Here is a 22,371-nt window from a genome sequence, read left to right as displayed (position 1 = left end):
GTCCGGCTCCACGCGCCGATGCGTGCCTTTTTCCCCAAGTTGCTGGCGGCGCTGGCCATGGCGCTGCTGTGGCTGGCCTGGAACGCGCCGGCGCGCGCCGAGGCCGAGTTCCTCGAGCCGGAAAAGGCCTTCGTCTTCAACGCGGCGATGGCCACGCCGGATACCGTCGAGCTGCGCTTCCGGGTGGCGCCGGGTTATTACATGTACCGCGAGCGCTTCGGCATCAGCATCAACCCCCTGGGCGCGGTTACCCTGGGCGAGCCGGTATACCCCAAGGGCGAGGTCAAGTACGACCCGACCTTCGAGAAGGACATGGAGGTCTATCACCAGGACGTGGTGATCCGGGTGCCGGTGACGCCCGGTGGCCAGCCGTTCACGCTGACGCTGACCGGGCAGGGCTGCGCCGATGCCGGCCTGTGCTATCCGCCGATGGACAGCAGTGTGAAGCTGACGCCAGTGGCGGGCGGCTACGCGCTGGCGGGCGGCGGTGGCGCCTCGGCCGCGCCGGCGGCATCGGGCGGCGGCCTGAGCGCGCTGGTGAACGCGGGCGATACCGGCCTGGCCGATGCCCTGGGCGGGCTGGGCTGGATCAAGACGGCCGGCGTGTTCCTGGTGCTGGGCCTGCTGCTGGCGTTCACGCCCTGCGTGCTGCCCATGATTCCCATCCTGTCGTCGATCGTGCTGGGCGGCGCCAGCCAGGAACGTCCGACGCGCGGCCGCGGCCTGGCGTTGGCGGCGACCTACGTGCTGGGCATGTCGGTGGTCTATACCGCGCTGGGCGTGGCCGCCGGCCTGAGCGGTGCGGGCCTGGCCGCATGGCTGCAGACGCCGTGGATCCTGACGCTGTTCGCGATCCTGCTGGCGGTGCTGGCGCTGGCGATGTTCGATGCCTTCACCTTCCAGATGCCGTCCGGCATCCAGGCGCGGCTGGCCGAGCGCTCGTCGCGCATTCCCGGCGGCCGTTACACCGGCGCGTTGCTGATGGGCGCGCTGTCGGCGCTGATCGTCGGGCCGTGCGTGGCCGCGCCGCTGGCCGGCGCGTTGCTGTACATCTCGCAGACCGGCGACGTGGTGCTGGGGGGCTCGGCCCTGTTCGCGATGGCGTGGGGCATGGGCGTGCCGCTGCTGATCGTCGGCGCCTCGTCGGGCGCGCTGCTGCCCAAGGCCGGGCCGTGGATGGATGGCGTCAAGCGGCTGTTCGGCATGCTGCTGCTGGCGACCGCGTGGTGGATGCTGATTCCGGTGGTGCCGACCTGGGTGCAGATGACGGGCTGGGCCTTCCTGGCGATCGTCGGCGCGGTGATGCTGCGCGCGTTTGACGCCCTGCCGGCGGGCGCCGGCTCGGCGCGCATGTTCGGCAAGGGCATCGGCCTGTTGCTGGCGCTGGCCGCGGCCGCGTGGCTGGTCGGCGCGGCCAGCGGCGGCCGCGACGTGCTGCAGCCGCTGTCGCACTTTGCTTCCGGTGGCCCGGCCGTAGCCGGCACCGCTGCCCATGCCGGCGAGGTGCAATTCAAGCGCGTGCGCAACAACGCCGAGCTGGACGCGCTGCTGGCCGCGAGCACGCAGCCGGTGATGCTGGACTTCTACGCCGACTGGTGCGTGTCGTGCCGCGAGATGGAACGCTTCACCTTCACCGATCCGGGCGTGGCGCAGCGCATGGCTGGCATGCTGCTGGTGCAGGCCGACGTCACTGCCAACAACGCCGACGACCGTGCGCTGCTCAAGCGTTTCCGCCTGTTCGGCCCGCCGGGGATCATGTTCTTCGCGCCCGGCGGCAAGGAGCTGCCGGACGCCCGTGTCGTGGGTTTCCAGGACGCCAAGCGCTTCACCGAGTCGCTGGATCGCGTGCTATTGCGCTGAGCGGCGGCCGGCCGCTACCATGAGGGCTCGCGCCGCGTGGGCGGCGCCTCCAACCCCTCAGGCCGGCGCCCGTGACGTCTTCGACAGTCGATGCAAGCCAGGACCGCACCGGTCTGATCTATCTGCAACTGATGTTCGTCATGGCCACCTGGGGCCTGAACATCGTCTCCATCAAGTACCTGACGCAGCACATGGATATCCGCGCCCTGGCGGCCTTGCGGATCGCCGTGGCGTTCGTTGCCGTCACCCTCATCGTCAAGGCGCGTCGCGGCCGCATTCCGAGGCTGGGGCGCGTGGAACTGGCCTGGGTCGCGCTGGCCGGCTTCCTGGTGGTGTATGCGCACCAGACCGCGCTGGTGTACGGGCTGCAGTTCTCGTCGGCCGCCAACGGCACGCTGCTGATGGCCACCAGTCCCTTACTGTCGGCGCTGCTGGCGGCGCTGTTCTATCGCGAGCGGCTGACATGGCTGCGGATCGCCGGCGCCTTGCTGGGGCTGGCGGGCGTGGCCATGGTGGTGGTGGGCAGCGGCGCGCAGATCGGCCTGACCGGTTGGGGCGACGCCATCGTGTTCCTGGCGGTGGCGGTGTTCGTGTTCGGCGGGCTGGTGATCCAGCGCATCTCGCGCACGCTCGATCCGCTGGCGATGCTCTGGTACATGTACCTGGCCGGCGGCCTGATGTTGATGGCGCATGCGGCCATGACGCCGTCGTCGTATGACGCGGACAACTGGAGCATGACGTGGTGGCCGTGGCTGGTGCTGCTGTTCTCGGCGGTGATCGCCTCGGGCGTCAGCAACATCCTGTGGAACGCGGGCATTGCCAGGCTGGGGATCAGCCGCGCCGCGCTGTTCGTGAACTGGCTGCCGATCTTCGGCCTGCTGTTCGCCGCGCTGTTCCTGGACGAGCACGTCACGCTGGTGCACGTGGCGGGGCTGGCCTGTATTCTCAGCGGCACCTGGCTGGGCCTGCGCCGCGGCGCGCCGGCGTCGCGTTGAAACCGCGGCGGGCCGCAAGGGCCCGCCGGTAGTTGGCGCGTTGCATGGGCGCGTTTCGTATGCGCGTTTCATGCCGGGGCGCGCGGATGACGAGCGGGGCAGGGCCGAGCAGGCCCTGCCGGCCGCGATCAGCGCTGCTGCTTGAGCAGCCGCGCCGCTTCGATTGCGAAGTACGTCAGGATGCCGTCGGCGCCGGCGCGCTTGAATGCCAGCAGCGCTTCCATCATGACCTTGTCATGATCCAGCCAGCCATTGGCCGAGGCCGCCTTGATCATCGCGTATTCACCGCTCACCTGGTAGGCGAAGGTCGGCACGCGGAAGGCGTCCTTGACGCGGCGCAGCACGTCCAGGTAGGGCATGCCGGGCTTGACCATGACCATGTCGGCGCCTTCCTGCAGGTCGGCGGCCACTTCACGCAGCGCTTCGTCCAGGTTGCCCGGGTCCATCTGGTAGGCCATCTTGTTGGACTTGCCCAGGTTGGTGGCGGAACCGACGGCATCGCGGAACGGGCCGTAGAAGGCGCTGGCGTACTTGGCCGAGTAGGCCATGATCTGGGTGTGGATGTAGCCGTTGGCCTCGAGCGCGCGGCGCACGGCGCCGATGCGGCCGTCCATCATGTCGCTGGGGGCGACCATGTCGACGCCGGCCGCGGCCTGCGTCAGGGCCTGCTTGACGAGGATCTCGACGGTCGGCTCGTTGACGACGTAGCCGTTTTCATCGATGACGCCGTCCTGGCCGTGGCTGGTGTACGGGTCCAGCGCTACGTCGCACAGCACGCCGAGGTCGGGGAAGTGCTTCTTGAGTTCGCGCACCACGCGCGGGATCAGGCCGTCGGGGTTGGTGGCCTCGATGCCGTCGGGCGTCTTGAGCGCCGGGTCGATGGCGGGAAACAGCGACAGCACCGGGATGCCCAGGGCCACGCATTCCTCGGCCACCGGCAGCAGCGTGTCCAGCGAATAGCGCACCACGCCCGGCAGCGACGCAACAGGCTGCTTCAGGCCATTGCCCTCGGCCACGAAGACCGGATAGATCAGGTCGTTGACGGTGAGAGCGTTCTCGCGCACCAGGCGGCGGGTGTAGTCGTCGCGGCGCAGGCGGCGGGGGCGGGAAACCGGGAAGTCGGGGGTGATGATCTGCGGGTTCATGGTACGACCTTGGGAGAAATCCAGTTTTCTATGTGCGCGCCAGCTTCTTCCAGGCCGATGCGCTCCGGCGCCGAGAAGGGGATGGTGTGCAGGGCGCCGATGTCCGCCAGGTCTTTGCGCACCGAGAACACGGTGCGCACGCGCTGGCCGTAGGGCAGCTTGTCGGCTTTGGTGAGCAGCGCCAGCACCGGGCGTCCGGTGGGGGCGATGAAATTGGCCAGGCGGCGGTCCAGTTCGGTGACGCCGCGGCGGATGTCGATGAGCAGCACGATGCCGGCCAGCGATTCGCGGTCGCGCAGGTAGCCGCCCAGGATGTCGGCCCACTTTTCCTTTTCGTCGCGGGCCACGGACGCGTAGCCGTAGCCGGGCAGGTCGACGAGGTAGCCGATGTGGCCTTCCGGATCCAGCGGGTCGGGCAGGCCGAACATGTTGATGAGCCGCGTGCGGCCCGGCGTCTTGCTCGAGAAGGCGAGACGGCGCTGGTTGCACAGCACGTTGATGGCCGTGGACTTGCCGGCGTTGGAGCGGCCGACGAAGCAAACCTCCGGCGCGTCAGGAGGCGGCAACTGGTCGAGGCGAGCGGCCGACGTAAGGAAAGAGGCGCGATGTAGGAGGGACACGGGTGGCTTTGGATACGGTTGGTTTCGAGCCCTATTGTATAATCCGGCGTTTGCAACAGTGGTCCCCGTGCGCGGAGCCGTCTCTTTTGCTTACCGTTGAGGGTATTTCGTACCAGCCGGACATCCGGTTTCCCAGGTACTTGCGCCTTTGACGAGCAGGCAATCGGGCAAATCAGGTTCGATACGGTTTTCCAGATGTGCGGGCAGGCGTGGGCGCCTTTTTGCGCCTTGATCGATGTGATCGTCGAGGTCTTCATGAAGCGTGTGCTGTCCCGGATGTTGGTTGCGAGCGGGCTGTTGCTCGGCGCCTCCGCCTTTTCTACTACGAGTCTCGCCGCCGAAGGCGCCGCGGGTCCGGCCAAGCCAGATGCCGCCAAGGGCGGGCAGCTGTTTGACCAGGGCGACGCCTCGCGCGGCATCATCGCCTGTGCGTCCTGTCATGGCGCGGCGGGTAACAGCACCATCCCGGTGAATCCCAACCTGGCCGCGCAACCCCACGAATACCTGGTCAAGCAGCTGACCGACTTCCAGGTCAAGCAGGGCGCCAAGCTGCCTGTGCGCAACGGGCCCGGCGGCAATCCCACTCCCATGACCGCCATGGCGCAGAACCTGACGCCGGCCGACATGCAGAACATCGCGCTGTACCTGGCGCAGCAGCCGCTGAAAGAGCCGGCCACCGCCGGCCAGGAGAAGTTGGTTGATCTGGGTCAAAAGATCTGGCGCGGTGGTTTGCCCGAGCGCAATGTTCCGGCTTGTGCTGCATGCCATTCTGCCAATGGCGCGGGCATTCCGGGCCAGTACCCCCGGCTGTCGGGTCAGTTTCCCATGTACATCGAAGAGCAGCTCAAGCTGTTCCGCAGCGGCGATCGCGCCAACGACGTGATGCACGCCGTGGCCGACCGGATGTCGGATGCCGACATCAAGGCCGTGGCGGACTACGCGGCCGGCTTGCGGTAACCACCTGCCGGCAATGCGCGCGGCTGGTCCGCGTTCACGCAAACCTGAGCATGGCGGAACCTGGTCCCGCCACGCGCTGTCTACGAGGGGGGTAGCCGATTGCGCGGCCCCCCTTTTTTCATGAATTCGACTCAGACACACTCCCGTCCCTCCCTGCGCAGCCTGCCCCGCGATCTGTTCGAATTGCTGGGCTCGATGCGGTTCGCCGTCAGCTTGCTGATGTTCATCTGCGTGGCCAGCCTGGTGGGGACGGTCCTGCAGCAGAACCGGTCGTCCAATAACTACATCGACCAGTTCGGTCCGTTCTGGTTCGAGGTGTTCGACAAGTTCTCGATCTGGCACGTCTACAACAGCTGGTGGTTCCTGCTGATCATGGCGTTCCTGGTGATCTCGACTTCGGTCTGCCTGATCCGCAACGCGCCCAAGATGCTGCGTGATGCGCGTTCGTTCCGCGAACACGTGCGCGGCGGCAGCTTGCGGGCCTTCCCGCACCGCGTCGAGACCGAGGCGCCCAGCGACGTGCCGCAGACCGCGGCCGGCCTGACGGCGCTGCTCAAGCGCATGGGCTATGCGGTGCGCGAGCGCCAGGACAGCACCGGCGTGCTGCTGGCGGCCAAGAAGGGCAGCGCAAACCGGCTGGGCTACGTATTCGCCCACGCCGCCATGGTCATCATCTGTGTCGGCGGCCTGCTCGACAGCGAGCTGCCGGTGCGCCTGCAGGTCATGTTCGGCGGCAAGAAGCCGATCGTCGAGAACATGCTGATCTCGGAAGTGCCGGAAAGCGGCCGCCTGTCGGTCAACAATCCCAGCTTCCGCGCCAGCGTGCTGGTCCCGGAGAACGGCCAGGCCAGCACGGCGGTGGTGATGGTGGGCGACGGCGCCCTGGTGCAGCCCATGCCCTTCACGTTGAAGTTGAAGAAATTCATCGTCGATTACTACTCGACCGGTATGCCCAGCCGCTTCGCCAGCGAAGTGGAAGTGACGGATCCCGATACCGGCAAGTCGTTCGACTCGACCATCGAAGTCAATGAGCCGCTGCGCTTCAAGGGCATGACGGTCTACCAGTCCAGCTTCGACGACGGCGGCAGCACGGTGGTGCTCAAGGGCTACCCGCTGGTGGGCGCGGACAGCGCCACGTTCAATGTCGACGGCACGGTGGGCAAGACCGCCGAAGTAACCGCTCACACTGCGCGCGGCCCGCGCAGCATGAACGTGGAAATCACGGCCCTGCGTCCGATCAACGTCGAGGACCTGACCGGTGGCGAGCCCAAGGGGGGCAACCAGAGCTTCGCCGAGCACGTCGCCTCGGTGGCCGGCAGCGCGGCGGGCAAGAAGAACGAAAACCTGCGCAACGTGGGCCCCAGCGTCGAATACAAGCTGATCGACGACGCGGGCCAGGCGCATGAATTCCAGAATTACATGCTGCCGGTGCAGCTGGACGGCGCCAGCGTGTTCCTGGCTGGTGTGCGCAACAACGCGTCCGAGCCCTTCCGGTACCTGCGGATCCCGGCCGACGACGACAGTTCGGTGGCGGAGTTCATGCGTTTGCGCGCCACGCTGGCCGATCCGGCGGCGCGGCAGGAGGCGGCGCGCCGCTTCGCCGAACGCAACAGCCCGAGCGGCGCGGACCGCCAGCCCTTGCAGACGGCCGCCGAGCGCGCCCTGGAAACCTATGCTTCCGGCGGCCTGCAGGCCGTCGCCGCGTTCCTGCAGGCCAACACGCCGGCCGCCGACCTGGAGCGCGCCGCGGACGTGGTCATCCGACTGATCGGCGCCAGCATGAACGAATTGCGGGCGGTCGAGCGCGAGCGCGCCGGATTGCCGCCGGTCCCGACCGAGGGCCCCGAGGCCGAGCGCGCGGCAGTGTGGTCGCGCCTGGCGGTGGCGGCGCTGTCCGACCTGACCGTCTATCCGGCGCCGGTGTTCTTCTCTCTGGCTGATTTCAACCACGTGCAGGCCAGCGTGTTCCAGGTCAGCCGCACGCCGGGCAAGAATACGGTCTACCTGGGCAGCCTGTTGCTGGTCCTGGGGGTGTTTTCGATGTTCTATATTCGGGATCGCCGCGTCTGGATCTGGATCAAGCCGCAGGAAGGCGGCAGCGGCATCCTGGCGGCGATGACGTCGCAGAAGCGTACACTCGACTTCAACCAGGAGTTCGATCGCTTCAAGCAGGCGCTGCTGCGCCAGAAAGGGTCTTAAGGTTTCCTATGTCCACGACGACCACTACGCATTCCCCCACGCCTGAAAACCTCTGGCAGGAAAGCCTGTCGGAAACCGGCGACGGCCGCGCGCAACGCGGTCGGCCCGACTGGACCGACATCGTCTTCTTCCTGCTGTTGGCGGCGGGCGCCGGTTTCGCGCTGACGCGCTTCAGCGGCGCCATGGACTATTACGAGAAGATCATCCTGTGCGGCACGGTGCCCGTGCTGGCCTGGATGGGCTGGCTCTGGCGCCCGTTGCGCCGCCTGATGGTGGCCTGTGCCATCGCGGCCGGCCTGGCGCTGATGCTTTACGGCAACGACCTGGCGCGGGCCGAGCAGGTGTTCTTCCTGAAATACCTGTTCTCGTCGCAGTCGGCGATCCTGTGGATGAGCGCGCTGTTCGCGCTGGCCATGGTCTGCTACTGGATCGGTTTCTTCAGCCCGACCGCGGCCTGGCTGGGTACCGCCCTGACCTGGGGCGCGGTGTTCGCCGGCGTGACCGGCCTGCTGGTGCGCTGGCGCGAAGGCCACCTCATGGGCCCCGACCTGGGCCACATTCCGGTCAGCAACCTGTACGAAGTGTTCGTGCTGTTCGCGCTGATCACGGCGTTGTTCTACCTGTACTACGAGCGCAAGTACGCCACGCGCGCGCTGGGTGGCTTCGTGCTGCTGGTGGTGACGTCGGCGGTCGTATTCCTGCTGTGGTATTCGTTCACGCGCGATGCCGGGCAGATCCAGCCACTGGTGCCGGCGCTCAAGAGCTGGTGGATGAAGCTGCACGTGCCCGCCAACTTCATCGGCTACGGCACCTTCTCGCTGGCGGCCATGGTCGGTTTCGCCTACCTGATCAAGCAGCACGGCCAGACCTCGTCGTGGCTCAAGCTGGCGCCGCTGTTCGTGCTGGGCGTGCTGCTGTGCGCCGAGCCCATGGTGTTCCGCACCGACGGCCTGTCGGCCACCTGGATGCTGTATTTCGGCATCGGCGCGGTGATCGTCGGCGCCATCCTGCTGGGCCGGCGCCGCATCGCCGCCGCGCTGCCGCCGCTGGAGGTGCTGGACGACATCATGTACCGCGCCATCGCCATCGGCTTCGCCTTCTTCACCGTGGCGACCATCCTGGGCGCGCTGTGGGCCGCGGACGCCTGGGGCGCATACTGGCAGTGGGACCCCAAGGAAACCTGGGCGCTGATCGTCTGGCTGAACTACGCGGCCTGGCTGCACATGCGGCTGATCAAGGGTCTGCGCGGCACGATGGCGGCCTACTGGGCGCTGACGGGGCTGCTGATCACCGGCTTCGCCTTCCTGGGAGTGAACATGTTCCTGTCCGGGCTGCATTCGTACGGCCAGCTCTGATTGTTCCATCCATGTGAAAAGGCCCCATCCGGGGCCTTTTCACATGGCGCAGGGCAGGGATCAGGGCAACGTCGACTCGCCGCGCAGCAGGTCGTCGAGGGTCTCGCGCTGGCGCACCACATGGTAGTGGCCGCCGTCGACCATGACTTCGGCCGCACGGGGGCGAGTGTTGTAGTTGCCTGCCATCGTCATGCCATAGGCGCCGGCCGATTCCAGCGCCAGCACGTCATCTTGTTCGAGCACCAACGCGCGTTGGCGTGCCAGCCAGTCGGCGCTTTCGCAGACCGGGCCGACGACGTCGTAGTCGATCGTGTCGCCGGCGCGCGGGCGCAGGGGCTGCAGGCCATGCCAGGCGTCATACAGCGCCGGCCGCAGCAGGTCGTTCATGGCCGCGTCGACGACGGCAAAATTGCGCGCCTCGCCGTGCTTGAGGTACTGAACCGTGGTCAACAACACGCCGGCGTTGCCGACCAGCGAGCGGCCCGGTTCCAGTACCAGCCGCAAATGATCCTGGCCGCGGGCCTGCAGGCGTTGGAACACGTGATCCAGCAGCGCCTTGGGCGAAGGCGGCATTTCATCGTTGTAGCGGATGCCCAGGCCGCCGCCCAGGTCCAGGTGCGACAGGCGGATGCCGATGCCCTCGAGGTCGGCGACCAGATCGAGGAGTTTTTCCAATGCGTCGAAATAGGGACTGATGTCGGTCAGCTGCGAACCGATATGGCAATCCAGGCCGGTGATTTCCAGGCCCGGCAGCAGGCGGGCGCTGCGATATGCGTCCAGCGCCGCGCCGATGGGAATGCCGAACTTGTTTTCCTTCAGGCCGGTGGAAATGTAGGGGTGGGTTTGCGCATCGACGTCCGGGTTGACGCGCAGCGATACCCGGGCACGCTGCCCGGCTTCCTGGGCCACGTCGGACAGCCGCTGCAGTTCGGCCTCGGATTCGACGTTGAAGCACATGACGCCGGCAGCCAGGGCGGCGCGCATTTCCCAGACCTGCTTGCCGACGCCGGAAAAGACGATTTTGGCGGGATCCGCGCCCGCGGCCAGGGCGCGCTTGAGTTCGCCGCCGGACACAATGTCGAACCCCGCGCCCAGGCGGGCGAATTCCTTCAGGATGGCCAGGTTGGAATTGGCCTTCATGCCGTAGCAGACCAGGACGGGGCGCTGGCCAACGGCGCTGCGATAGGTGTCCCAGGCGGCGCGTAGCGCGGCGCGCGAGTATACGTACAGGGGCGTTCCCAGTTGTCCGGCCAGATGGTCCAGCGGCACGTCTTCGGCGTACAGCACGTTGTTGCGGTACTGGAAGTAGGGGTGCCCGGCCAGTTCGGGCGGAACCGGGAACGCGGCGGTCATGGCAGTGTGGGGGTGGCCGGTATCTGAGGCACCTGGGGCGTGGACTGGCGCTGCCCGGGTGGGGGCGGCTTGCCATCAGGCGTGGGCATGTACAAAGGACCCTTGTAGCCGCAGGCCGCAACCATGCCGGTCGCCACGAGCGTGGCTACAATGCGAAGAGACATGCGGCTGAATGCCAATTGGAACACTGGGAACTCCGTAATTCTTGCAGGCTCGATTATGACCGAATCCGAATTTCTTGCGTTGATCGACCAGGTGCTGGACAGCATCGAAAGCCAGGCCGATGACTGGGCGGCTTCGCTCGACGTCGACGTCGAAACCAGCCGCAGCGGCAATGTGCTGACCATGGTGTTCGAGGACAATACCCACGTGGTGGTGAACAGCCAGGCCGCCATGCAGGAACTGTGGGTGGCCGCGCGCAGCGGCGGCTTCCATTACCGCTACGACGGCCAGAACTGGAACGATACCCGAGGCGGCCCGAATCTGCCGGACGCGCTATCGCAGATCTGTTCGGCGGCGGCGGGCGTGCCCGTCACGATCCGCCTGTAGTCTCCAACGAAAAGGCCGGCGAATCGCCGGCCTTTTTCTTTCCGTTCAGAACGGGATCTTCTGCGACCAGGGCTGCGCGTTCTGCGTGCCCACGCCCGGCGCGACCCGGATGCGGTTGTCCTCGCCGCTGTCGCTGTTCAGGCCGTTCAGGAACTCACCCAGCGTGTCAGCCTGCGGCAGCCCCAGCCGCGCCACCGCCTGGCCGGGCGGGAATTCCGAGAAGTAGTACTCGCCGTTCTCGACGATGATGCCGTCGGGACGGGGGCGCGGCTTTTCTTCCGGCACGCCCTTGAGCACGTCCTGCATGTAGTCGACCCAGATCGGCATGGCCACGCCGCCGCCGGTTTCGCGCGAACCCAGCGACTTGGGCTGGTCGAAGCCGAGCCAGGCGGTGGCCACCAGCGAGGGCGTGTAGCCCGAGAACCAGGCGTCCACGGATTCGTTGGTGGTGCCGGTCTTGCCGGCGATGTCGTTGCGCTTGAGCAGCACGCGGGCGCGGGCGGCGGTGCCGTAGGTGGCCACGCCGCGCAGCACGTCGTCCATGATCCAGGCGGTGCGCGGGTCGATGGCGCGGGCCGCGGCGTCGCCGGCCACGGTGGGCTTGGCCTGCATCACGATCTTGCCGCTGCTGTCGGTCACACGGTCGATCAGGTAGGGCGTGACGCGGTAGCCGCCGTTGGCGAACACCGAGAACGCGCCGGCCAGTTGCAGCGGGGTCACCGAGCCGGCGCCGAGCGCCAGCGGCAGCACCGCGGGCTGGCGCGCCTTGTCAAAGCCGAAGCGGGTCAGGTAGTCCTGCGCGTACTGCGGGCCGATGGCCTGCAGGATGCGGATCGAGACCATGTTCTTGGACTTGTACAGGCCCTGGCGCAGCGTCAGCATGGGCTCGTACTGGTTGCCGTAGTTCTTCGGGTTCCAGGCCTTGGAGCCGGTCTGCGCCGCGGTCAGTTCGAACGGCTGGTCGGAGATCTGCGTGGCCGGCGTCAGGCCGCGCTCGAGCGACGCGGCGTAGATGAACGGCTTGATGTTCGAGCCCGGCTGGCGCCAGGCCTGCGTCACGCGGTTGAAGTTGCCGCGATAGAAGTCGAAGCCGCCGACCATGGCGCGGATCGCGCCGTCCTGCGGCGACAGCGCGACGAAGGCCGCCTGCACCGACGGCAGGTTGATGATTTCCCAGTTGTCGCCCAGCTTGCGGATATAGACCACGGAGCCGCGCTTGATGCGCTGCTCGGGCTTGGCCTTGTCGTTGAGCGCGCGCGCCACCACGCCCAGCACCTTCTTGTCGGTGACGGTGATGATCTCGCGCGAGCTGCGCGCCAGTTTCACTTCGGTGGGGCTGGCCGACAACACCACCGCGGTCAGCAGGTCGCCGCTGTCGCTGAACTTGTCGAACACGCCATCCAGGAATTCGTCCAGGGCCTGGGGGTTGTTCTCGGTGCCCGCGGGCAGGTCGAGCTGTTCTTCGGGGCCGGGGTAGGGCGCGCGGCGGGTGTATTCGAGCACGCCTTCGCGCACGGCGCGGTAGGCCGCTTCCTGGTCCTTGGACTGGACCGTGGTGTAGATGTTGATGCCGCGCGAATAGACGTTGTCCTGGTACACGTTGAACAGCAGCTGGCGCGCCAGTTCGGCCACGTACTCGCCGTGGATGCTGTAGCCGCCGGCGGGCGTGCCTTCGGCGGACTTCATGACGATCTGCTGCGCCATCGCCGTCTTGTACTCGGGCTCGGTCAGGTAGCCCAGCGACAGCATGCGGCCCAGCACGTAGCGCTGGCGCAGCTCGGCGCGGGGGCGGTTGGAGATCGGGTTGAAACGCGAAGGCGCCTTGGGGATGCCGGCCAGCATCGCGGCCTCGGCTGGCGTCACTTCCGACAGCGGCTTGCCGAAGTAGGTGCGCGAGGCGGCGGCGAAGCCGTAGGCGCGGTGGCCCAGGTAGATCTGGTTCATGTAGAGCTCGAGGATCTGGTCCTTGGTGAGCTCCGATTCGATCTTGAACGTCAGCAGCAGTTCGTAGAACTTGCGCGAATAGGTCTTTTCGGACGACAGGTAGAAATTGCGCGCCACCTGCATGGTGATCGTGCTCGCGCCCTGCGTCTTGGACATGTTGATCAGGTTGGTCAGGCCGGCGCGCACCACGCCGGTCCAGTCGATCCCGCCGTGCTGGTAGAAGCGGTCGTCTTCGGCCGCCAGCACCGCGGACTTCATCACGTCCGGGATTTCATTGAAACGCAGCACATTGCGGCGCTCTTCGCCGAACTCGCCGATCAGCACCTTGTCCGCCGTATAGACGCGCAGCGGCACTCTGGGGCGGTAGTCCGTCATGGCGTGCAGGTCGGGCAGGTTGGGCCAGGCCAGGGCCAGCGCCATGCCCGCCAGCAGCACGCCGCACAGGAACAGGCCGGCAAAGAAAATGCCGGTCTTGACGAAAAAACGCAATATCGGGGAACCGTTATTGGCGGACTTGTCTTTTTTGGAGGAATTCTGCGGCTTGCTCATCGCGGCGATTTTACGGGTATCTCCGGCCCCGCCTCAGCGTGGCGGATCGGTTTCTGTAACAAGATAGTTCAGTGTGGCGCGCGGGCAACTTGGCGGCAGATGTGATAATGCCGTCATGAACTTTTCCGCTCACTCATGTCCGGAGGCCGATCCGGACCTGGCGCCCACTGGCGAGGCGCCCGAAAACCCGCCCTGCGCTTCGGAGTGCGCAGGCAGGGCCGTGTCGTTGCCGCACGACCTGCCCATTTTCCTGGTGGGCATGATGGGGGCGGGCAAGACCACGATCGGCCGTGGCCTGGCGCGTGCCCTGGGGCGCGATTTTATCGATCTGGACCATGAGCTCGAGGCGCGTTGTGGCGTGCGGGTGCCGGTAATCTTCGAAATCGAGGGCGAGACCGGTTTCCGTCGCCGGGAATCCGCGGCCCTGGAAGAGTGTACCCAACGGCGCAACATAATTCTCGCCACCGGTGGCGGCGCCATCCTGGCGGCCGAGAACCGGGCGCGCCTGCGCGAGCGTGGCATCGTGGTCTATTTGCGGGCCAGCGTGGACGAATTGTTCCGCCGCACCTGCCGCGATCGCAACCGGCCCCTGCTGGCCACCGCCGATCCGCGCGGCACGCTGCGGGACCTGATGACCCTGCGCGAACCGCTCTACAAGGAAGTCGCCGATCTGGTGGTGGAAACCGGCTCCATGCCCATCCACACCCTGGTCAAGGCGCTGTTGCCGCAATTACAAGCCTTCGAGAAGCAGATATGAACGTTGTTGAGGTCGACACCCCGGGCGGACAGTACCCCATCCGCATCGCGCCGGGGCGCCTGGATGCCCTGGACGAGAGCATTCCCGCCGACGCCACCGCCATCGCGGTGGTGACCAATCCGACCGTGGCGGCGCTGTACGGCGAACGCGCCGAAGCCGCGCTGGCGCGCACCGGCAAGCGGGTGCTGCGCATCGAACTGCCCGACGGCGAGTCGTACAAGGATTGGCAGTCCCTCAACCTGATCTTCGACGCGCTGCTGGGCAATCGCCTGGACCGCCGCTGCGTGCTGGTGGCGCTGGGCGGCGGCGTGATCGGCGACATGACCGGCTTTGCCGCCGCGGTGTACATGCGCGGCGTGCGTTTCGTGCAGGTGCCGACCACCCTGCTGGCCCAGGTCGACTCGTCGGTAGGCGGCAAGACCGCCGTCAACCATCCGCTGGGCAAGAACATGATCGGCGCGTTCTACCAGCCGCTGGCGGTCGAGATCGACACCGCCGTGCTGGCCACGCTGCCGGCGCGCGAGGTATCCGCGGGCCTGGCCGAGGTCATCAAGTACGGCCTGATCCTGGACCCGGTGTTCTGGGAGTGGTGCGAACAGAATGCGCAGAAATTGCGCAGCCTGGATCCGCAGGCCGTTGCCTACGCCATCCGCCGCTCCTGCGAGCTGAAGGCGCAGGTGGTGGGCAAGGACGAACGCGAATCCGGCCTGCGCGCCATCCTCAATCTGGGCCATACCTTCGGCCACGCCATCGAGGCCGGCCTGGGCTATGGCGCCTGGCTGCATGGCGAGGCGGTGGGCTGTGGCATGGTGCAGGCTGCGGAATTGTCGGCGGATGTGGCGGACTTTCCACGCGCCGACGTGGCCCGTGTACGCGGCCTGGTCGAGGCCATCGGCTGCCCCGTTGTCGCGCCCGACCTGGGGGCCGACCGCTGGCTGGACCTGATGCAGGTCGACAAGAAGACCGAGGGTGGCGAGATTCGCTACGTGCTCATGAACCGCATCGGGGCAGCGATGATGCGGGCGGCGCCGGCCGATGCCGTGCGCGCCGTATTGGCCCGAACCACGCAGTAAATACCGCAGGAGAGACGGTGTCGCAGATGAAAGAACTGGCTTCCTATGCATCCGACCCGTCCCGATCGCGCGGCCGGACCTATGCTGAACCCGCGCCGGAGAACCGCAGCGAATTCCAGCGCGACCGCGACCGTATCGTCCACTCGAGCGCATTCCGGCGATTGGAGTACAAGACCCAGGTCTTCGTGAACCACGAAGGGGATCTGTTCCGCACCCGGCTGACACACAGCCTGGAAGTGGCGCAGATCGCGCGCACCCTGGCGCGCAGCCTGGGGCTGTCCGAAGACCTGACCGAAGCCATTTCGCTGGCGCACGACCTGGGCCATACGCCGTTCGGCCATGCCGGCCAGGACGAGCTCAACGCCTGCATGCGCGAGCTGGCGCCCGAGGCTGGCGGCTTTGAGCACAACCTGCAGAGCCTGCGGGTGGTCGACGAGCTTGAAGAACGCTATGCCGACTTCAACGGACTGAACCTGTGCTTCGAGACCCGCGAGGGCATCCTCAAGCACTGCTCGGCAGCCCATGCGCGGCAGCTGGGCGCGGTGGGCGAGCGCTTCCTGGCGCGCACCCAGCCTTCGTTGGAGGCGCAGATCGCCAACCTGGCGGACGAAGTGGCCTACAACAATCACGATATCGACGATGGGCTGCGCTCCGGGTTGATCACGCTGGAGCAGCTGCAGGGCGTGTCCATCTTCCAGCGCCATTACGCCGAGGTGCTGGCGCGTTATCCCGATCTGACTTCGCGCCGCGCGGTGGCCGAGACCATCCGTCGCATGATCAACACCCTGATCGGCGACCTGACGCGGACGTCGCTGGCGCGTATTCGCGACGCGGCGCCTGCCAGCGCCGACGACGTGCGCCGCGCGCCGCCGCTGGCCGGGTTTTCGGACGGCATACGGCGCGAGGCCGATGAACTGAAGAAATTCCTGTTCGACAATCTTTATCGGCATTACCGCGTGCTGCGCATGACCACCAAGGCGCGCCGTATCGTGCGCGAGCTGTTCGCCGCGTTCCTGGACGATCCGCGCCTGCTGCCGCCCGACTATCGCCGCGCGACATTCAATGACCAGGCGCGTGCCATCGCCGACTACATCGCCGGCATGACCGACCGCTATGCCATCCGCGAACACAAACGCTTGTTCGACATGGTCTAGGGCCTGTTGACGTTAAAAGGAGCCGCGCACAGGCCCCGGCCCGCGAGCCGGCCGGCCGCTGACGGTCCCACGCGATGACATCGGCGTTAGCGGTGCTTGCGGTAAGGCTCGTCGGCCTCGACGAAGGTGGCTTCGGCGCGCGCCTCGCGCATCCATTCCTGCATCGCCGGCAAGGCCAGGACCGCGTCCATGTAGTCGCGCACCGGGCCGGCCGCGGCAATGCCGTAGGTGACGAAGCGCGACACCACCGGCGCGAAGAACGCATCGGCGATCGAGAAGGCGCCGAACAGGAACGGGCCGCCCTTGCCGAACTCGGCGCGCGTGTCCTGCCAGATGGCATGCATGCGGGAAATGTCCTGGCGCGCGGCCTCGGGGATGTCGAGGCCGGGCAGGTGCGCCTCGATGTTCATCGGCAACGCCTGGCGCAATGCGCCGAAACCGCTGTGCATCTGCGCGGCCAGCGAGCGGGCGCGGGCACGGGCGCGCGCATCCTGCGGCCACAGGCCGGCTTCGGGACGCTGCTCGGCCACGTATTCGCAGATCGCCAGCGAATCCCAGACCGCCAAGTCGCCGTCCAGCAGCACCGGCACCAGGCCGGCGGGCGTGATCGTCTCCAGGTGGCGGGCGAAGGCCTCGGTGAACAGGCCGAGCTTCTGTTCGGTAAAGGCGACGCCGGTGGCGCGCAGCGCGAGCCAGGGACGCAGCGACCAGGAGGAGTAATTCTTGTTGCCGATGATCAAGGTGTACATGCCGATCCCCTAAAGTGATGCCGCGCCGCCTATCCGCCTGGCGTGCGGCGCAGCAGTTTGCCGAGATAGTGTCCGGTATGGCTTTCCGGCGCGGCCGCCACGCCTTCCGGCGTGCCTTGCGCCACCACGCGCCCGCCGCCGTCACCGCCTTCCGGACCCATGTCGACGAGCCAGTCCGCGGTCTTGATGACGTCCAGGTTGTGTTCGATGATGAGCACGGTGTTGCCGCTGTCGACCAACTGGTTGAGCACTTGCAGCAGCAGCTCGATGTCGCGGAAATGCAGGCCGGTGGTGGGTTCGTCCAGGATGTACAGGGTGCGCCCGGTGCTGCGCCGCGACAGTTCCTGCGACAGCTTCACGCGTTGCGCTTCGCCGCCCGACAGGGTGGTGGCGCTCTGGCCCAGCCGGATGTACGACAGGCCGACGTCGATCAGCGTGTGCAGTTTGCGCGCGATCGCCGGCACCGATTCGAAATACTCCAGCGCCTGCTCGACCGTCAGGTCCAGCACTTCGCTGATGTTGCGGCCGCGATAGCGGATCTCGAGCGTTTCGCGGTTGTAGCGCTTGCCGTGGCACACGTCGCAGGGCACGTACATGTCGGGCAGGAAGTGCATCTCGACCTTGACCACGCCGTCGCCCTGGCAGGCCTCGCAGCGCCCGCCCTTGACGTTGAAGCTGAAGCGGCCGGGGTCGTAGCCGCGGGTGCGGGCCTCGGGCACGCCCGCGAACAGCTCGCGGATCGGCGTGAACAGGCCGGTGTAGGTGGCCGGATTGCTGCGCGGGGTGCGACCGATCGGGCTCTGGTCGACGCTGATGATCTTGTCGAAGTTCTCCAGGCCCTGCATCGCAACGTAGGGCGCCGGCTCGCTCTGCGCATGATGCAGCTGGCGCGACACCGCCACCGCCAGGGTGTCGTTGACCAGGGTCGACTTGCCCGAGCCGGACACGCCGGTCACGCAGATCAGCCGGCCGGCGGGCAGGCGCAGGTCGACGTTCTTGAGGTTGTTGCCGCTGGCGCCCGTGAGCGTCAGCCAGGGCAGGTCGTCGGTGACCGGGCGGCGCTTGGGGATGGCGATGGCGCGCTGGCCGCTCAGGTACTGGCCGGTGAGCGAGTTGGGGTCGCGCTGCACGGTCTCGGGATCGCCCTGGGCCACCACTTCGCCGCCATGCTCGCCCGCGCCCGGTCCCATGTCCACGACCCAGTCGGCCATGCGGATCATGTCTTCGTCGTGCTCGACCACGATGACGCTGTTGCCCAGGTCGCGCAGGTGCTGCAGCGTGCCGATGAGGCGATCGTTGTCGCGTTGGTGCAGGCCGATGGAGGGTTCGTCCAGCACGTACATCACGCCCGTCAGGCCGGAGCCGATCTGGCTGGCCAGGCGGATGCGCTGGGCCTCGCCGCCGGAGATGGTGTCGGCGCTGCGGTCCAGCGACAGGTAGTTCAGGCCGACGTTGTTCAGGAAGCTCAGGCGCGCCTCGATCTCGCGCACGATGCGCTGCGCGATCTCCTGCTTGGCGCCGGCCAGCGTCAGGTCGCGGAACCACGCCAGGCAGGTCGACAGCGGCATCGCCTCGACTTCATAGATGGCCTGGCCATGGCGTTCGCCGCCACGCGGATCCTGGCCGATCAGCACGTTGCGCGCTTCCGGCCGCAGGCGCGAGCCGCCGCAGTCGGGGCAGGTCTTGATGTTGCGGTACTTGCCCAGTTCCTCGCGCACGGTGGCCGAGTCGGTTTCGCGCCAGCGGCGCTCCAGGTTCGGGATCACGCCTTCGAAGGTGTGGCGCTTGACGGTGCTGCGGCCTTTTTCGTTCAGGTAGAGGAACGAGATCTCCTCGTCGCCCGAGCCGTACAGCACCTTGTCGCGCAGCGCCTCTGGCAGGTCCTCGAAGGGCGCCTCGATGTCGAATTCGTAGTGCGCCGCCAGGCTGGTCAGCAGCGAATGGGTGAAGGCGTTGCGGCGGTCCCAGCCGCGGATGGCGCCGGCCGCCAGGCTCAGTTCGGGAAAGGCGACCACGCGCTTGGGGTCGAAAAACCCCACCTGGCCGATGCCGTCGCAACTGGGGCAGGCGCCCATCGGATTGTTGAAGCTGAACAGGCGTGGCTCCAGTTCCGGCAGGCTGTGGCTGCAGACCGGGCAGGCGTAGCGGCTGGAGAACACCTGTTCGCGGCCGCCGTCCATGTCCAGCGCCAGGGCGCGGCCATCGGCCAGCTGCAACGCCGTCTCGAAGCTCTCGGCCAGGCGCTGCTTGCTTTCGGGCTTGATGCGCAGGCGGTCGATGACCACGTCGATGTCGTGCTTCTCGGTTTTCTTCAGCGGCGCCATGCCGTCGATTTCGACCATCTGGCCGTCCACGCGCAGGCGCACATAGCCCTGTGCCTGCAGGCTGGCGCATTCGTCCTCGAAGCTGCCCTTCTTGCCGCGGGCGATGGGGGCCAGCACCGCCAGCCGTGTTTCGGCCGGCCAGGACAGCACCGCGTCCACCATCTGGCTGACGCTCTGCGCCTGCAGCGGCAGGCCATGGTCCGGACAATAGGGCGTGCCGACCCGCGCATACAAAAGGCGCAGGTAATCGTGGATTTCGGTGATGGTGCCGACGGTGGAGCGGGGGTTGTGGCCCGCCGCCTTCTGCTCGATCGAGATGGCCGGCGACAGGCCCTCGATCAGGTCGACGTCGGGCTTGTCCATCAGTTGCAGGAACTGGCGGGCATACGCGGACAGGCTTTCGACGTAGCGCCGCTGCCCTTCCGCATAGAGCGTATCGAACGCCAGCGACGACTTGCCCGAGCCGGACAGGCCCGTGACCACCACCAGCTTGTGGCGCGGCAGGTCCAGCGAGACGTTCTTGAGATTGTGGGTGCGGGCACCCCGAATGCGTATGGTCACGTCTATCGGGCTCTTTTAAGCGGTTGCAAAGGCCAACTTGGTACTATAGCGCGCCGAGTCCTCAGGCCATAGATCAGACCGTAAGCGCATGACAATCACGCGCGGACGGCCCACGTCATCGTTGAACATTCCGCATGCCGGCAGACACGAAACTGAAATTGACCCCCTCCGAGCGCCGCGCCAGCGTGGCGCTGGCCGGTTTGTTCGCCGCCCGGATGCTGGGGTTGTTCCTGTTGCTGCCGGTGTTTGCCGTGGCCGCCCGTGGCCTGCCCGGGGGCGACGACCCCGCCCGGGTCGGGCTGGCGCTGGGCATGTACGGTTTGACCCAGGCGTTCATGCAGATTCCTTTCGGGCTGGCGTCGGACCGTTGGGGGCGCCGGCCCGTGGTGTTGTTCGGCCTGCTGCTGTTCGTGGCGGGCAGCGTGGTCTGTGCGCAGGCCGACGACGTGTTCTGGATCACCATCGGCCGGGCCATCCAGGGCGCCGGGGCCATTTCGGCCGCCGTGACCGCCTGGCTGGCCGATGCCACGCGGGACGAAGTGCGCACCCGCGCCATGGCCATGGTGGGCGGGTCGATCGGCCTGTCGTTTGCCGCTTCGCTGGTGTTGTCGCCGGTGCTGGTGGGCTGGTGGGGGCTGTCGGGCCTGTTCTGGACCATCGCCTGCCTGGGCGTGGTCTGCCTGGCGGTGGCGCGCTGGGTGGTGCCGGTGGTGCCGCGCACGCAGGCCCGCAGCATGCAGGCCGCCAGTCCGCGCCAGGTGCTGACCCACACCGACCTGCTGCGACTGAATTTCGGCGTGTTCGTTCTGCACATGATCCAGGTGTCGCTGTTCGTGGTGGTGCCGGCGCTGCTGGCCAAGGTCGGCGGCCTGGATGCGCGCGAGTTGTGGAAGGTCTACCTGCCGGTGATCCTGGTGTCGTTCGTGCTGATGGTGCCGGTGGTGTTCGTCGCCGAAAAGCGCCGCGCCCATCGGGGCGCCCTGCGCGCCGCCGTGGCCGGGCTGGTGCTGGTGTGCGCGTTGTTGCCGGTGGCCAGCCACGGTTTCTACACGCTGGCGGCGGCCCTGACCGGCTTCTTCGTGGCCTTCAACGTGCTCGAGGCATTGCAGCCTTCGCTGGTGTCGCGCGTGGCGCCGCAGGCCTACAAGGGGCTGGCGCTGGGGTTCTATAACACTGCCCAGGCCGCGGGCCTGTTCACGGGCGGCGCGCTGGGCGGCTGGGTGGCGTCGCATTCCGGCGCTGGCGCGGTGTTCATCGGCGCCGCCGTGCTGGCCGCCGTGTGGCTGGCCGTGACCTGGGCCCTCAAGCCGCTGGCCTGATCTGGCGCCATCGGCGAAAGTCGCGGATCGCGTCGCCAACGGTGTCCAACAGCGATGAAATCGTTTCCCTGGGTGGACGGCTTTGTCACCATTCCTGTTTGGCGTGGCAAGCGCTTTTCGTCGATAATAGAAGGCAAACTAGGGCTTCACCGGCGTCGCCGGTCATCATGGCGGTGACCGGCGAGTTTCATGAAGCCGGTCTTCAACATCGCTATTTATGTTGTTGCCGGCGCGCTCGCGGCAACGCGTGGCACAGGCTGTCAACAACAGAGGGACAACGGCATGGCATCGGTTAACAAAGTCATTCTCGTGGGTAACCTGGGTCGCGACCCGGAAGTCCGCTACAGCCCCGACGGGGCCGCAATCTGCAACATGTCCATCGCCACCACCTCCACCTGGAAGGACAAGGCCTCGGGCGAGCGCCGCGAAGAAACCGAATGGCACCGCGTGGTCATGTACAACCGCCTGGCCGAGATCGCCGGCGAATACCTGAAGAAGGGCCGCTCGGTCTATATCGAAGGCCGCCTGAAGACCCGCAAGTGGCAGGACAAGGACACCGGCGCTGACCGCTACAGCACCGAAATCGTAGCCGACCAGATGCAGATGCTGGGCGGCCGCGAAGATGGCGGCGGCGGTGGCGGCAGCTACGGCGGTGGCGGCGGTTACGACGACGCGCCGGCACGCCAGCCGCAGCAACGCGCCCCGGCCCAGCGCCCGGCGCCGCAGCAGCGTCCGGCACCGCAGGCCGCGCCCGCCGGTGGCGGCGCCAACCTGGCCGACATGGACGACGACATTCCGTTCTGATCGCGCGTTCGCGGCAGTCAACAACAAAGCCCGGCAAGCCTTGCGCTTGCCGGGCTTTGTGCCGTCTGGGCCCTGTCTTGGCTCGATCCAGCCCGGTTTCCCTG

18 protein-coding genes are annotated in these 22,371 nt (G+C 67.1%); 11 read left to right on the top strand and 7 right to left on the bottom strand.

What is annotated here, in order from left to right:
- Positions 1–18: 18 nt before the first annotated feature.
- Positions 19–1,860 (top strand): protein-disulfide reductase DsbD, encoded by a 1,842-nt coding sequence (gene dsbD, locus AC6CR5_RS19690; protein WP_498085752.1) that lies wholly within the window; start codon positions 19–21, stop codon positions 1,858–1,860.
- Between the two features lie 131 nt (positions 1,861–1,991).
- A complete protein-coding gene (locus AC6CR5_RS19685; protein ID WP_045952927.1) occupies positions 1,992–2,855 on the top strand; it encodes a DMT family transporter in 864 nt (287 codons plus the stop codon).
- Positions 2,856–2,983: 128 nt separating this feature from the next.
- Here the strand turns inward: AC6CR5_RS19685 and hemB are convergent, their stop codons facing one another.
- Complete coding sequence (hemB, locus tag AC6CR5_RS19680) at positions 2,984–4,000, bottom strand: porphobilinogen synthase (protein WP_026382018.1); 1,017 nt, start codon at positions 3,998–4,000, stop codon at positions 2,984–2,986.
- Complete coding sequence (yihA, locus tag AC6CR5_RS19675; protein ID WP_006389648.1) at positions 3,997–4,620, bottom strand: ribosome biogenesis GTP-binding protein YihA/YsxC; 624 nt, start codon at positions 4,618–4,620, stop codon at positions 3,997–3,999. The genes hemB and yihA overlap by 4 nt, the downstream gene beginning before the upstream one ends.
- 255 nt (positions 4,621–4,875) lie before the next feature.
- On the opposite strand from yihA, the gene AC6CR5_RS19670 reads away from it, so the two are divergent.
- The 3 genes from AC6CR5_RS19670 (at position 4,876) to ccsB (ending at position 9,131) form a co-directional block, all read left to right on the top strand.
- Entirely contained in the window at positions 4,876–5,577 is a 702-nt protein-coding gene (locus AC6CR5_RS19670) for a c-type cytochrome (RefSeq protein WP_026382019.1), read from the top strand.
- 120 nt (positions 5,578–5,697) lie between these two features.
- The gene (locus AC6CR5_RS19665) at positions 5,698–7,776 is read left to right on the top strand and encodes a cytochrome c biogenesis protein ResB (RefSeq protein ID WP_272558785.1); all 2,079 of its coding nucleotides are present in this window, start codon (positions 5,698–5,700) and stop codon (positions 7,774–7,776) included.
- Between the two features lie 8 nt (positions 7,777–7,784).
- Entirely contained in the window at positions 7,785–9,131 is a 1,347-nt protein-coding gene (ccsB, locus tag AC6CR5_RS19660; RefSeq protein ID WP_006389653.1) for a c-type cytochrome biogenesis protein CcsB, read from the top strand.
- 60 nt (positions 9,132–9,191) lie between these two features.
- Here ccsB and lysA read toward each other — a convergent pair whose 3' ends face one another.
- Together lysA and lptM are read right to left on the bottom strand one after the other, a co-directional pair.
- Positions 9,192–10,484: a diaminopimelate decarboxylase gene (gene lysA / locus AC6CR5_RS19655; RefSeq protein ID WP_006389654.1), complete on the bottom strand. Its 1,293-nt coding sequence runs from the start codon at positions 10,482–10,484 to the stop codon at positions 9,192–9,194.
- Positions 10,481–10,648, bottom strand: a complete 168-nt coding sequence (lptM, locus tag AC6CR5_RS19650) for an LPS translocon maturation chaperone LptM (protein ID WP_076408786.1) — start codon at positions 10,646–10,648, stop codon at positions 10,481–10,483. Before lptM ends, lysA begins: the two co-directional genes overlap by 4 nt.
- A gap of 55 nt (positions 10,649–10,703) precedes the next feature.
- Between lptM and cyaY the strand changes: the two genes are divergently transcribed.
- Positions 10,704–11,033 (top strand): iron donor protein CyaY, encoded by a 330-nt coding sequence (gene cyaY, locus AC6CR5_RS19645; RefSeq protein ID WP_006389656.1) that lies wholly within the window; start codon positions 10,704–10,706, stop codon positions 11,031–11,033.
- A gap of 45 nt (positions 11,034–11,078) precedes the next feature.
- Here the strand turns inward: cyaY and AC6CR5_RS19640 are convergent, their stop codons facing one another.
- On the bottom strand, positions 11,079–13,526 hold the full coding sequence (locus AC6CR5_RS19640) for a penicillin-binding protein 1A (RefSeq protein ID WP_054440649.1): 2,448 nt from the start codon (positions 13,524–13,526) through the stop codon (positions 11,079–11,081).
- Between the two features lie 115 nt (positions 13,527–13,641).
- Between AC6CR5_RS19640 and AC6CR5_RS19635 the strand changes: the two genes are divergently transcribed.
- From AC6CR5_RS19635 to AC6CR5_RS19625, 3 genes are read left to right on the top strand one after another with little or no spacing between them, the layout of a single operon-like run.
- Positions 13,642–14,283, top strand: coding sequence for a shikimate kinase (locus AC6CR5_RS19635; RefSeq protein ID WP_006389658.1), 642 nt, complete (start codon positions 13,642–13,644; stop codon positions 14,281–14,283).
- Complete coding sequence (aroB, locus tag AC6CR5_RS19630) at positions 14,280–15,356, top strand: 3-dehydroquinate synthase (protein WP_024070770.1); 1,077 nt, start codon at positions 14,280–14,282, stop codon at positions 15,354–15,356. The genes AC6CR5_RS19635 and aroB overlap by 4 nt, the downstream gene beginning before the upstream one ends.
- Positions 15,357–15,382: 26 nt before the next feature.
- Entirely contained in the window at positions 15,383–16,510 is a 1,128-nt protein-coding gene (locus AC6CR5_RS19625; RefSeq protein WP_269876672.1) for a deoxyguanosinetriphosphate triphosphohydrolase, read from the top strand.
- Between the two features lie 86 nt (positions 16,511–16,596).
- Here AC6CR5_RS19625 and AC6CR5_RS19620 read toward each other — a convergent pair whose 3' ends face one another.
- Positions 16,597–17,259 carry a glutathione S-transferase family protein gene (locus AC6CR5_RS19620; RefSeq protein WP_498084854.1) on the bottom strand — a complete coding sequence of 221 codons (663 nt, stop codon included), beginning with the start codon at positions 17,257–17,259 and terminating at the stop codon, positions 16,597–16,599.
- 29 nt (positions 17,260–17,288) lie between these two features.
- Positions 17,289–20,144 (bottom strand): excinuclease ABC subunit UvrA, encoded by a 2,856-nt coding sequence (uvrA, locus tag AC6CR5_RS19615; RefSeq protein WP_498084853.1) that lies wholly within the window; start codon positions 20,142–20,144, stop codon positions 17,289–17,291.
- A 134-nt stretch (positions 20,145–20,278) separates the two neighbouring features.
- Between uvrA and AC6CR5_RS19610 the strand changes: the two genes are divergently transcribed.
- Entirely contained in the window at positions 20,279–21,463 is a 1,185-nt protein-coding gene (locus tag AC6CR5_RS19610; protein WP_020925837.1) for an MFS transporter, read from the top strand.
- A 282-nt stretch (positions 21,464–21,745) separates the two neighbouring features.
- Entirely contained in the window at positions 21,746–22,267 is a 522-nt protein-coding gene (gene ssb, locus AC6CR5_RS19605) for a single-stranded DNA-binding protein (protein ID WP_026382027.1), read from the top strand.
- Positions 22,268–22,371: the final 104 nt, after the last annotated feature.

The sequence above is a fragment of the Achromobacter sp. EG18 genome, from assembly GCF_059759395.1.
This window is presented reverse-complemented; position numbering and strand designations above follow the sequence as displayed.